Below are 12,640 nucleotides of genomic sequence, written 5' to 3' on the forward strand. Positions count from 1 at the left end.
TCCGTCGCGACGAACATTCTGCGACCCCTTCGGCGACGAACCTTACTTCAGCAGTCCTTCCACGAACTTCTTGATTTCTGCTTCGGAGCCGTGGTTGAATTCCTTGCCGCCTTTGTAAATGGCGCCCTTCGCGTGAGCACTCAAGTCCTTGCCACTCTGGCCGAAACCGCTGCCGCCACTGGTGCAAATGCCAATGACATTCTTCTTTTCGAAGCTCTGGCTTTCAACGAACGTGTACATGATTTTGGGTGCCAGGCCCCACCAAATGGGGTATGCCAAAATAACGGTGTCGTAACCAGCCAAGTCAATCTTGTTCTTGATGGCCGGGCGGCTCTTGGGATCGTTGCTTTCCTTTGTGGAACGGGACTTCTTGTCATTCCAATTTAAGTCTGCAGAAGTGTAAGCCTGTTCAGGTACCACTTCGAATAAGTCGCCACCTACGGCCTTGGCGGTTGTCTCTGCCACTTTCTTGGTGGTGCCGGTAGCGCTGAAGTAAACTACTGCGGTCTTTGCATTTGCTGTTGCCATTCCAAATACTCCTAGAATTAAAGCGATGATGAATTTTTTCATAAAAACCTCTATGCCGTTTCCTGCATGACCTTGTCGAAATCACCCGGCGAATCAAACAGCTTTTTCTTCAGTTGTTGTATTTTCTTTTGCTGTTCGGCGGCGTCAAGACTTCCCAACTTCACTGCCTCAGTGTATAGGATTTCCTTAAAACGGATCTTGTTCATGACCGTATTCAAACGCTCCATCTCCGCTTCCAATGCGATGCGGCGCTTCACGAAAAGATCCAGGCGCTGCTTGAGGGTGGAATCCCCCTTGCGATACCATTCGATGTACTGGCGGATTTCCTTGATCTGCAGGCCAGACTTCTTGAGACATTCAATCATGGAAAGCCATTGCAAATCTGAGTCTGAATATACTCGAATGCCGGAACTGTTTTTCGTTACGAAAGGCAGCAGGCCTTCCTTTTCATAATAACGTAACGTATGGACCGAAAGCCCTGTTTTCTTTGTCACTTCACCAATAGAATAACCCATAAAGTCTCCTTATGTACCCTACAATATAGCACCTAGAGTTAGCTCTAGGTCAAGGGGATTTTGTGAAAAATCCACGACTTATAGGTTTCTGTTCCATTTCTCGCAGGATTTCCAGGAACTTTTCGCAGGCCTTGGTGGCGATGCGGTTCTTTTTCCAGGCGACGGCGACCTTGATGGGGAACAGGGGCTTGAAGGGAACAAAGCAAAGTTTCGTGCCTCTTGTGTTTATGATTCCGTCAATAGTGATGACGCTGGCGACTTCGGCTTCGGTCAATTTCGATGCGTTGTAAAGCATGTCGTTGGTGCCTACTACGTTCAGTTTATCAGTGCTGTAGCCCAGCCAGGTGGCGAGTGTGTTATTGTTCCGCATCTGTCGCGAAAGAATCAGAGGCATGTTCAGTAGATCTTTCGGGGTGGCGAACTTCTTTTTTGCAAGGCGATTCCCTTTCCAGGTCATAACACCCCAAGGAGATGCAATGGGCACGGAAATACATTCATAATTCGGAAGAACTGTCAAGTCCACAAACATGCCGAAATCAGCGATGCCTTTGTCCAACTGGTAGCGTACAGTTTCTTCGTCGCCAGTAGTCATGTTAAATTTTACCTTCGGGTAGCGACGATTCATTTTCTTGATTGCCTGTGCAACGAAGGATACGCCTTCTATTTCGCCACAGACCACATTGATTTCTCCGGTAATTTCAGCTTCGTCCGCTTTCAATTCTGTGAGGGTTCTGTTGGATAATTCCAGAATATCTTCGGCGCGCTGTTTCAGGAACAGCCCCGCATCTGTAAGCTGGACTATTTTTGAACCGCGGATAAAAAGTGGCTTGCCGATTTCTTTCTCAAGATCTTTAATCTGCTTGGAAAGTGCAGGTTGCGAAACGCACATAAGATTTGCTGCCGCTGTAAAGTTCTGTTCATGGGCGACAGCGAGAAAATAGCGAAGATGACGTAGTTCCATACTCCAAATATAACTAAAAGTTATAGTTCGGTATGAAAACAAAGTATTGGTTATTTGTGAAATTCATGGCTAAATTTAGACCATGACCGTAGAAGAGTTCCGAAATTATATGGAGTCTGGCAAGCCTGTGGTTGCTGGCTCCGATGTTCACCAGACAATGCACCTGTTTTCACAGCAGGCCATGCGCATTACTGCGAAAATCAATGGTGCTTACAACGAACCTGAAAAACTCCATCAACTGCTTTCTGAACTTTGGGAAATTGATTTGCCCAAGAATTTCGGCATGTTCCCGCCTTTCAATACGGATTGTGGCAAGAATACCTTTATCGGCGAGAATGTGTTCATTAATTCTGGCTGCAAGTTCCAGGACCAAGGCGGCATCTACATTGGTGACGGAGCCTTGATCGGTCACAATGTTACCCTTTGCACCATAAACCACAATTCCGATCCTGAACATCGTGGGGATATGGTTTTCAAACCGATTCATATTGAAGAAAATGTATGGATTGGTGCCGGTGCCATTATTTTGCCGGGCGTAAGGATTGGCGCTGGAGCCATAGTTGCTGCCGGGGCGGTGGTCACAAAAAATGTGGTCCCAAGAACAGTGGTGGCAGGGGTACCTGCAAGGAAAATCAAGGAAGTTTAACCATGAAAAGGTTCATCGGGATTCTGGCTCTATTTTTTCTAATGGGTTGTAGTTTGTCTACCGCGGCCTCGTCTTCTGAACCGGTAAGTGGAAATACGACTGAAAATGCTGGCGGAATTATATCTGCTCCGACAACTGAAAAGATGGAGACGAATGAGATTGCTAACAGCAATATTAAAGTCTCGGTTGGCGAAGTTTCCTTTGTCGCCATGATCGAGAATTCAGAAACGGGTAAGGCGTTCCTTTCGAAATTGCCTCTGACTCTTGACATGAATGAACTTCATGGAAATGAAAAATACCATTATGGCGTAGAGCTCCCCACAAATGCCAAGTACTTTGACAAGGTCCTTGCAGGAAATTTGATGCTTTATGGTAACGATTGCCTTGTCCTTTTCTATGGAGACGCAGGGGGCTATAGCTATACCCCCATCGGGAAACTTAAAGATACTACGGGCCTTTCCAAAGCGTTGGGAAGCGGCAATGTCAAAATCACCTTTTCAAAATAAGGAACAATCATGATTAATAATACTCTTAAGGTTGCTGCCGGCCTTGCGCTGAGCGCCACACTTTTCACCGCCTGCTGTGACAAGACAAATTGCGATAAGGCAAATGAATCTGCGGCCGCTCAGAAAAATACCATTAACTATTCTGCAAACGAGACTACTATGCAACAAGTTGAAAAACTGGAACTGACCCAGGAATGGGATAAGGTTTTCCCCAAGAGCGAAAAGGTGGATCACAAGAAGGTCACCTTCGTCAATAACTTCGGCATTACCTTGGCTGCCGACATGTACATTCCTAAGGATGCCAAGTTGGCAGCAAACGGCAAGTTCCCTGCCATCGCTGTTTCTGGTCCTTTCGGTGCCATCAAGGAACAGTCCAGCGGTCTTTATGCACAGACTATGGCTGAACGAGGTTTCTTGACTATTGCCTTTGACCCCAGCTTTACAGGCGAAAGTGGCGGCATGCCTCGCCGTACCGCATCTCCAGACATCAATACAGAAGACTTCCTTGCTGCTGTTGATTTCCTGGAAGCTCAGGAAAATGTGGACGCCAACCGCATCGGCATTATCGGTATTTGCGGATGGGGTGGAATCGGCTTGAATGCTGCCGCAGCAGACACCCGTATCAAGGCAACTACAGCAGTTACCATGTACGACATGACTCGTGTGGGCGGAAACGGTTACTTCGATTCCGAAGATAACGAAGAGGCTCGTTACAGGGCTCGCCAGGCTATCGCCGCCCAGCGCGCCAAGGATTATGCTGAAGGCAAGCATCTTCGCGCCGGTGGCGTTGTGGACCCGCTCCCTGCTGATGCACCCCAGTTCGTGAAGGATTATTTTGGCTACTACAAGACTCCTCGCGGATACCACAAACGTTCCGGCAATTCCAATGACGGCTGGAATGCTATTGGCACTCAGGCTTATGCAAACGCACGCTTCCTCCGTTACACCAATGAAATCCGCAGCGCTGTTCTCGTAATGCATGGCGAAAAGGCCCATTCCCTCTATTTCGGCAAGGATGCCTACAAGTACATGGTGGAAGGAAATCCCGCTGCAGGAATCAAGGCTAACCCGGTGCCCTCCAACAAGGAACTGCTTGTCATCAAGGATGCTAACCATACGGACCTTTACGATGGTGGCGAAAACAAGAATTTTATTCCCTGGGATAAGTTGGAAAAGTTCTATACGGAAAACCTGAAGTAAACTATGAATATCCTGAAAAAATTGTTCGTCACTTCTCTAGCAACACTTGCATTCGCAAGTGTTTCTTATGGTCAAATCATGAAAAACGTTCTTACCATTCAGCAGCAGGACATGGCCATTATCGCTTGCTTGGAAGCCAAGGGTGACTTGGCAAAGCTTAGCAAGGCGATTGACAAGGGTCTTGATGATGGCCTCTCTGTAAATCAGGTCAAGGAAGCTCTTTCTCAGCTTTACGCCTATACCGGATTCCCCCGTTCTCTAAACGCTTTGGGAACTTTGCAGAAAGTTCTGGATCAGCGTAAGGAACAGGGCAAGAAAACTGTTGAAGGTAAGGATGCCTCTCCGCTTCCCAAGAATTTCAATGCATTGAAAGCGGGAACTGAAGTGCAGACAAAACTTTTCGGGAAATTCAATTACGCCTTTGCCCCCGCAACAGATTATTACCTGAAGGCTCATTTGTTCGGCGATATTTTTGCTCGCAACAATTTGACCATGCAGGAACGAGAATTGGTTACTGTGGCGGCTCTCAGCGGAATGGACGGTGTTCATCCGCAGTTGGCAAGTCACAAGGCTGGAGCTGTTAAAGCGGGCCTTACGGAACAGCAGGTGGAAAGCATTACCATGACATTGCAGGATGCCAAGCTGATTCCTGGAATGTATGGCGGTGATTCCCCGTGGCCCCGCGGTGTTCCTAACGACGGTTTTGCAAAGTACTTTATCGGCAAAAGCTATTTGGCTCCTATGGATGCGGAAAATGGTGGCCCCATCAACGTGACTTTTGAACCCCGTTGCCGCAACAACTGGCATGTGCATCATAACCAGGTCCAGGTTCTGATCGCTGTCTCTGGCCGTGGTTGGTACGTTGAAGAAGGTAAGGAACCTCTGGAAATGACTCCGGGTACAGTTGTTGCTATTCCCGAAGGCAAGAAGCACTGGCATGGTGCTGCCAAGGATTCCTGGTTCCAACATTTGACTTACCACACTCATGTGAAAGAAGGCGCGAGTAACGAATGGTTGGAACCTGTCGTTGACGCGGAATATGATAAGCTTCCGTAATTGTCAAATTTAACGTCTCCGATCTACCGAACGAAAGTTGAAAAAGAAGTGAAAGTCGTCGGGATGCCACATCAGCGTCCCGGTGCTTTTTTTGTTATTTGTGAATATTGTCTGTTCGCCCTGCATCGCCTGGAACCTCTGGAAATTTGTTCTGTCGGGCCTTTATGAAAATGAACGGCGGTTCGTGCGCTCTATTGTGTGGATGACTTGCGGGCTGTTTATTGCCGGTGTGGTTTTCTGCCTGGGGATTTGTTTTCCGCTGCTTGTAAAGTTCGGCATGAGTTTCCAAAGTAAAACTTTGCAGCCTATCTTTGGCGTTTCCAATATTGTGACGCTTGCTCTTTGGCTCTCCCTTGCCTTTGGATGTATGTTCCAGTTTCCTTTGGTAACGTACGCCCTGATCCGTGCTGACATTGTCTATTACGAAACTGTATGCCACGCGCGCCCCTATGTGGTGGTGGGCATTCTGGTCCTTGCCGCCCTACTCACGCCGCCGGACATTGTCAGCCAACTGATTCTAGGTGTGCCTACTTATCTACTTTTTGAGGCAGGGCTTCTTGCTGCCCGCAGGTTCAAAAAACGCTAGAAAGCCCTGGCTTCCTAGCGTTTTTTTTGCTTCGTTTTTTACAAGTGCTTACTTGCAAAACTTTTTCAGGAATTCACCGATTTCAATGGGCTTAGAATAGTAGTATCCCTGGAGGCTTGTGACGTTGAGTTCACGAAGTTCGTTGCGCATACCTTCGGTTTCGATACCCTCGGCGCAGACTTCTGCAGAGAAGGATTTTGCAAGGTCGCTGATGAACTTTACCGTGTTTCTATCCTTAGCGTCATTTTCGATATTCATGACGTAGCCGCGGTCGATTTTCACGGTGTTCACCGGAAGGTCGCGCAGAATTCCCAGCGAGGAGAAACCTGTGCCGAAATCGTCCAAAGCGATGCGCACGCCCTTTTTGCGGAGAGCGCTGAATATCTTCTTTAACTGATTGATGTTCAGCAGGCGGCAGCGTTCTGTAATTTCAAGGCAGAGGTTTTCTGCAGGGAACTGAGTTTCTTCAAGAATGTCTATGACATCCTGGGCGAAATCACCCTTTTCCAGCTGGGCGTAAGAGAGGTTCACGTTGATGATAAAACCTGGATTGCCCATCAGAATTTTCTTGCAGTCTATAAGGGCCTGTCTCAGGATCCATTTGCCCAGTTTTGGGAAGAGGCTGTCCTGTTCCAAAACGGGAATGAAGGATAGCGGCGGAACCACGCCATAGACGTCGCTACGCCAGCGGATCAGGGCTTCGGCTCCTTTCAATATTTCGGTTTTTGTGTCAACTACGGGCTGGTAACAGAGGTAGAAACCGCTGCAGTTGTCGATGATGCAGTTGCGAATGAAGTTGATTCTTTTCAGAGTGTCCTTCTGATCGTTGTTCAGGGCTTCTTCGAAAAGATACAGGTCTCCATGGCGGGAGTTCTTGGATTCCGCAAAGGCGTATTTTAGGCAGGAATAGACTGTGTCTGCGGTAACGGAAAAGTCTGCAATAGTAACTGCCCCTGCGCAAAGTGAAAGGGCGATACGGTCCGATGCCACGTAGAAGTTCTGTGCCACCAATTCCTGCACGTCGCGGTAGACTGTATTCAGTTCCTCGATGGAGGAATTCTCGGAAATAACGGCAAACTTTGTTCCGTCCATACGGTAGGTAGTGCCCATACCGCGGAATGCCTGCTGCAAGATAGAACCGAACTTGCGGAGGATTCTGTTTCCGAAGGCGTAGTTGTAGATGTCGTTTGCTCTGGAGAAATCCTCAAGTCCGATTATGATGGTGCTGATTTTCTGCTTTTTCCATAGGCAGCCTTTGATATCTTCCAGGAAACCGTAAAGGCTGCGGAGATTTGTGATGGAATCCGTGTAGTTCAGGCAATCGTGATTCTTGATGATTCCGCAGAAGTACGCCGGGGTTCCGTCATCGTCGGGAATGGATACTCCGCTGCAGGTGCAAAGAACGTATTTGCCGTCTTTGGCCATTGCTCGGTACTGGATGTTGTGACTTTTTTCTCTACCCTCAAAGACGTCTGCAATGCTGGTTTCGAAATCTTCACGGTCGTCGGGGCTGATGTGGCCAAGCCAGATGTGACCTGCGCTTTCCATGTATTCTCCGGGAAGGCCGAAGTAGTCAACTGCGGCCTTGGACCATTTGGAGTAATCGTTCTTGATGTCGCATACATAAACGTATGCGCCGTCTGCGGCGATGGAGTAAGCTTCAAAAAGAGCGTCTAATTTTTGCGTATTCATTTTGTGTCTCCATTACCCGATAAAAACCTGATTCTTGCCATTGTTCTTTGCTTCGTATAGAGCGCTATCGACTCGTACACAGACCATGTCGGCGTTCTCGCCTCGCAGTGCTTCTACGACGCCGACACTGATTGTTTTTCGTCGTGCCTTGGGGAACAAGATTGCTGCAAAGGATGTCCTGATTTCGTTTGCGATTTCTGCCGCTTTATGGCAATCGATGCCGGGAAGAACTACCATGAATTCTTCGCCGCCCCAGCGACCGCAAGAAGCGTCGGGGTTGCTCTTTTCGACGGTTTCCTTGATGACCTTTGTAAGGCCGAGGATGACGTTGTCTCCTTCCTTATGGCCGTAGGTGTCGTTGACCATCTTGAAGTTGTCGATGTCCATCATAATGAGACTGACCTTTTTGCCAGTGTTGTTGTAATCTTCCAGAGCTTCCCTGATTCTGCGTTGGGTTTCGGCACGGTTGCAGAGATTGGTTAAGCTGTCTTCGATAGCCATCTTTGCCAGTTTCTGGTTGGCTTCGGCCAGTTCCGCTGTAGCGGCTTCGATGAATTTTGCCAGTCGGCTGATCATTGAAACCTTGCCCGAGAAATTTTCGGAATCCATTTCGAAATGGGCCTTGTCATCGATGGGTCCTTCGCGCATGGCGGCGATGACTAGGGTGACGTTATGCTGGATCAGATCCTTGTCGGTACGAAGGAATTCGCCGGAAGTGTAGAAACCCGAAGTGGGTGCGATGCTCTGGAACGGACCTGTTTCTTTACTGATTTCGTCGTTGCCCCAGAATGTTCTGCGAGCGGCGCAAGAGAAAACCTTTAGGATCTCAGGTTGGAATTCCGCAATTTTGCGGCCACCTTCTTCAATACTGTTAAGAATGGTCCATGGATCGCCATAGGCAATTCTCGCGTAGACGTTTTCTTCAATGTTGGAAGTCATGGTGAGGGACCCGTCGGCGTTACTTGCGATGGGGGCTCTCAGGATGTTGATTCCATGATGTTTGTAGAAGAAGGGAAATTCTAGGGTGTTGTAGAAGAAATGCTCGTTGTTGGGAATGTTCAGATACTTGTAGTAGGCGTCGTAGGCCGGCTTGCCGTCCAGTTCCTGCAAGATGCTTCCGTTTGCCTTGGTCACGAGGAATTCCCTACCCAGGGGTTTCCAGCCGGTAATATGTGTGGTGTGAATGTTTAAGTCATCGCCTCCGCAAAGCAGGAAGACGACGCCTTTTTCTGAATAGCCCCTGGCCTTGGAGAATACGCAGGCGTTGTCGTTGTTCAAGTCTATGTTGAATGCGCCACCGCCAAAAATCTGAATGTCTGGGTTGATTTCGGTGCAAGCCTCGCAGAACGGAGTCATGGACATGCCGCGAATAGTCGCTAGTAATTCGATGGCTTTAACCCAAGGACGTTTTTCCAATTCTTTTTTCAGGTTCTCGATAGCATCCAGTGCATTGTCTTCCGATAGAGGATATTGCAGTAGGTGTACCTGGGTAGAAGGGTATTCGCAAATGGTACAGACAACTACGAAGGGGGAGTCCGAAAGTCTGCCTTCGGTGATGGTTCCGTTTGTGGAACACCCGAGGTACTGTGCGTCCGGCATTTCGCTCTCGATGATTTCGCAGGCGAGATCGATTTGCTCCTGGTCAATGTTTTCTGCGTAGATACTAAAAACGACAGCGGAGGTCACCTTGGACTTTCGCCACTGATTGATTTTATCGAGCTCTCTTTTGAGCTTGCCGACACCTGAAAACTCAAATTGAAACTGTTTCACGTTACTTATGTAGAATAAAATGTCCGACTTTTACCGATTAATGTAAGAAAAATATATTCCAATTTGGAGAAATATATCATAAAATTTTCGATTTGATATGTCTTATTATAGGAAAAATCTATAATAAGTGCTAAAAATTAAGTATTGGACAAAGTAATATTGCCTGTTTTATATTTGTCGCCGTTCATAAATAACTTCCGCCTTTGAAGGCGGCGCGGGTACGATTCCGCGAAAACATGAAAAGGAAAGACAAATGACTCAGAACAATGCTCTTATTACCCATTTTGATGTGGTTGGTAGTTTTCTCCGCCCGGCAGCCGTAAAGCAGGCTCGTGCAGATTTTAACGAAGGTAAGATTACCCTTACGCAGTTTAACGAAATTGTCAACCCCGAAATTGTGAAGCTGGTCGAAAAGCAGAAGAAGGCTGGCCTCCATTACATTACCGATGGCGAATACAACCGTAGGTTCTGGCATTTGGATTTCTTCTGGGGATTTGAAGGCGTGGCTCACGAACGTGTGGGCGGCGGCGTTCAGTTTGCCGGTGAAGTGGCCGATTTGGATGCCACTTTTTTGGTTGGGAAAATCAAGGCGAAACCGCATCCCTTTGTGGAGAACTTTAGGTTTGTAAAGTCCCTGGAATCTGAAGGACATGTGGCAAAGCAGACTTTCCCGGCTCCGGCCCAGCTGTTCCAGCAGCTGATTGTTCCGCAGAACATCGAGACTACCCGCAAGTTTTACCTCACCAACGAAGAGCTGATTCAGGACATCGCTTACGCTTACCGTGCCGTGATCCGTCAGTTCTATGATGCCGGCTGTCGCGTGATTCAGCTGGATGACTGTACCTGGGGCGCCATTGTTGGCGATGCTGCCGCCCAGCGTTACAAGGCTCTTGGCCTGGATCTTGAAGATGTGAAAAAGCAGTTGCTTTTGGTGAATAATTTGTCTGTGGAAGGTGCGCCGGAAGACTTGATTATCAATACCCACATCTGTCGCGGAAACTATCACTCCACCTATTTTACTAGCGGCCCCTACGATTCCGTTGCGGATTACGTTTTCGCCAACGAAAATGTGGACACCCTCTACCTGGAATATGATGACGAACGCTCTGGTGGTTTTGAGCCTTTGGCAAAGGTGAGTGCCGACAAGAAGGTTGTCCTTGGCTTGATTACTTCCAAGACCCCCCAGCTGGAAGACAAGGCTGCTGTTATCGCCCGCATCAAGGAAGCCGCAAAGTACATTCCGCTGGATCGTCTGTCTCTTAGCCCCCAGTGCGGTTTTGCCTCTTGCGAAGTGGGCAACAAGTTGACGGTGGAAGAACAGTGGGCAAAGATTGCCTTGGTGAAGGAGATTACCGAAGAAGTTTGGGGTTAAAGCCGACAAGAATTTCTATTTGGTTAAAGGCGGCCGTTCCCTTTGGGGGACGGTTGTTTTTTATGGTATGCGTTCTTGTATTGCGGTATAAAAAAATCTTATATAAACCGCTAAAAATTAAGTATTGGACAAATTGAAAACTGCCTTCTATATTTGGTCTCGTGAATAATCCTACTAAAACGCTAGGAAATAAAAGGTTAATGGCCATTCGAAAAAGGAGTGCGCGAACATGAGCTTAGGAATTGAAACACGATGTATACACGGTGATTTGAAACGTTTTGACAAGGATTCTACGGGATCCATCAGTTTTCCCATTTACCAGACGGCAACTTTCGCTCACAGGGGCGTTGGCAAGTCTACCGGTTTTGATTATAGCCGCTTGCAAAATCCCACCAGGGAACAGCTTGAAAAGATTGTAGCTTCGCTGGAAGGTGGTATAGATGCTCTTGCTTATTCTTCGGGCATGGCGGCCATTACCGCCCTCTTTGAAATTTTTGAACCGGGCGACAACGTTATTATTGACTCCGATCTATATGGCGGAAGCATTCGTCTGTTTGATAATGTCAGCAAGAAAAACGGTCTAGAAATTACCCGTGTAAATTTTGCTCAGGACAATATTGAAAATTTTATTAAGCCCAATACCAAGGCCCTTTATTTTGAAACTCCCACCAATCCCATGATGAACATTGTTTCTGTTCGTCGCATCGCGGGAATTGCGAAGACTCACGGAATCTTGTGCATTGTGGATAACACTTTCCTTTCGCCGTATTTCTTGCAGCCGCTGAAGTTGGGCGCCGACATTGTCATTGAAAGCGGAACCAAGTTTTTGTGCGGTCATAATGATACCTTGGCGGGCTTCCTTGCTACGAGCCGTCAGGATATTGCGGAAAAATTCCGCTTCCTCATCAAGACGGTGGGCTCGGGCCTTGCACCTTTCGATAGCTGGCTTTTGCTTCGCGGTATCAAGACTTTGCCGATCCGCATGGAGCGTCAGTCTCAGAATGCCTTTGAAATTGCAAAGTGGCTGCGCAGCAATAAGCATGTGAAGAAGGTTTATTATCCGGGTTTTGAAGATTATCCAGGTCACGATATTTTGAAGGATGAAGCTACTGGTTTTGGTAGCATGATAACTTTCGAGGTGGAGTCCCGAGAACTTGCACTTTATATTTTGGAAAATGTGAAGTTGGTTCAGTTTGCCGAAAGCCTTGGTGGTGTGGAATCTTTGATTACTTACCCGATTACCCAGACTCACGCGGATGTACCTAGGGATGTTTTGGAAAAGAACGGGATTACTCCCAGTGTGTTGCGACTTTCTGTGGGAACTGGAAATGTGAAGGACTTGATTGCGGATTTTGAAAATGCGATTGTAGAGTTGCACTCTGGAAACGACGGCGCTTATGTTTAAGAGGTGTGAGGGTGGCCTGCGGCCTTTGAGGTATGAGGACGCTTCGCTTTGAGTGACTTATATGTAATGAGGTGCTTGTCAGTGTCATTCTGAGCGAAGCGATATATGAAACTAGGAACTTTAGTTCCTTAGTTGAATTAGGTTCGAAGGAGCAGAATCTAGCTTAGATTGCCACGTCGCTAGCGCTCCTCGCAATGACAAATGTGTACGGAAAAAAGAGGCATCATCAACATGTGTGGAAGCATTTAGGCAGCCTTGCTAGATGATTCTCTCGATTCCGATTCCCATTCGTAGGCTATCTTTACATCTACATAGGAACAGCTCAACATTATCAGCGACAGCATGTTGTTCATGTTCCTGAAGCCATAGGCAGTCCGTATCAGTAGCTTTATCTTGTTGTTCG

Annotated in this window: 12 protein-coding genes; 7 read left to right on the forward strand and 5 right to left on the reverse strand. The window is 47.5% G+C overall.

Features of this window, described 5'->3' with window-relative positions; all coding sequences use genetic code 11:
• Nucleotides 1–42 precede the first annotated feature (42 nt).
• The 3 genes from MMG03_RS14055 to MMG03_RS14065 are packed head-to-tail and all read right to left on the reverse strand — an operon-like array spanning nt 43 to nt 2,004.
• Nucleotides 43–528, reverse strand: coding sequence for a flavodoxin (locus MMG03_RS14055; RefSeq protein WP_199174018.1), 486 nt, complete (start codon nt 526–528; stop codon nt 43–45).
• Nucleotides 529–578: 50 nt separating this feature from the next.
• A complete protein-coding gene (locus MMG03_RS14060) occupies nt 579–1,043 on the reverse strand; it encodes a MerR family transcriptional regulator (RefSeq protein WP_073160072.1) in 465 nt (154 codons plus the stop codon).
• Between the two features lie 49 nt (nt 1,044–1,092).
• Complete coding sequence (locus MMG03_RS14065) at nt 1,093–2,004, reverse strand: LysR family transcriptional regulator (RefSeq protein ID WP_073285150.1); 912 nt, start codon at nt 2,002–2,004, stop codon at nt 1,093–1,095.
• 82 nt (nt 2,005–2,086) lie between these two features.
• On the opposite strand from MMG03_RS14065, the gene MMG03_RS15980 reads away from it, so the two are divergent.
• From MMG03_RS15980 to MMG03_RS14095, 5 genes are all read left to right on the forward strand, one after another.
• Nucleotides 2,087–2,650 (forward strand): DapH/DapD/GlmU-related protein, encoded by a 564-nt coding sequence (locus MMG03_RS15980; protein WP_073285148.1) that lies wholly within the window; start codon nt 2,087–2,089, stop codon nt 2,648–2,650.
• Between the two features lie 41 nt (nt 2,651–2,691).
• Nucleotides 2,692–3,156 (forward strand): cyclophilin-like fold protein, encoded by a 465-nt coding sequence (locus tag MMG03_RS14080; protein WP_146741857.1) that lies wholly within the window; start codon nt 2,692–2,694, stop codon nt 3,154–3,156.
• A gap of 159 nt (nt 3,157–3,315) precedes the next feature.
• Complete coding sequence (locus MMG03_RS14085) at nt 3,316–4,356, forward strand: alpha/beta hydrolase (RefSeq protein WP_112132630.1); 1,041 nt, start codon at nt 3,316–3,318, stop codon at nt 4,354–4,356.
• A gap of 3 nt (nt 4,357–4,359) precedes the next feature.
• Nucleotides 4,360–5,412 carry a carboxymuconolactone decarboxylase family protein gene (locus MMG03_RS14090; RefSeq protein WP_083539714.1) on the forward strand — a complete coding sequence of 351 codons (1,053 nt, stop codon included), beginning with the start codon at nt 4,360–4,362 and terminating at the stop codon, nt 5,410–5,412.
• Between the two features lie 100 nt (nt 5,413–5,512).
• Complete coding sequence (locus MMG03_RS14095; RefSeq protein WP_249506559.1) at nt 5,513–5,998, forward strand: twin-arginine translocase subunit TatC; 486 nt, start codon at nt 5,513–5,515, stop codon at nt 5,996–5,998.
• 48 nt (nt 5,999–6,046) lie between these two features.
• Here the strand turns inward: MMG03_RS14095 and MMG03_RS14100 are convergent, their stop codons facing one another.
• Together MMG03_RS14100 and MMG03_RS16195 are read right to left on the reverse strand one after the other, a co-directional pair.
• Nucleotides 6,047–7,690 (reverse strand): EAL domain-containing protein, encoded by a 1,644-nt coding sequence (locus tag MMG03_RS14100; protein ID WP_249506560.1) that lies wholly within the window; start codon nt 7,688–7,690, stop codon nt 6,047–6,049.
• A gap of 12 nt (nt 7,691–7,702) precedes the next feature.
• Complete coding sequence (locus MMG03_RS16195) at nt 7,703–9,460, reverse strand: diguanylate cyclase (RefSeq protein ID WP_073160081.1); 1,758 nt, start codon at nt 9,458–9,460, stop codon at nt 7,703–7,705.
• Between the two features lie 253 nt (nt 9,461–9,713).
• Between MMG03_RS16195 and MMG03_RS14110 the strand changes: the two genes are divergently transcribed.
• Both MMG03_RS14110 and MMG03_RS14115 read left to right on the forward strand, forming a co-directional pair.
• On the forward strand, nt 9,714–10,832 hold the full coding sequence (locus tag MMG03_RS14110) for a 5-methyltetrahydropteroyltriglutamate--homocysteine S-methyltransferase (protein WP_073285143.1): 1,119 nt from the start codon (nt 9,714–9,716) through the stop codon (nt 10,830–10,832).
• Nucleotides 10,833–11,061: 229 nt separating this feature from the next.
• The gene (locus tag MMG03_RS14115) at nt 11,062–12,237 is read left to right on the forward strand and encodes a PLP-dependent aspartate aminotransferase family protein (RefSeq protein WP_249506561.1); all 1,176 of its coding nucleotides are present in this window, start codon (nt 11,062–11,064) and stop codon (nt 12,235–12,237) included.
• The last annotated feature ends 403 nt before the right edge of the window (nt 12,238–12,640 follow it).

This window comes from Fibrobacter sp. HC4, assembly GCF_023373925.1.
Classification (GTDB): Bacteria; Fibrobacterota; Fibrobacteria; order Fibrobacterales; family Fibrobacteraceae; genus Fibrobacter.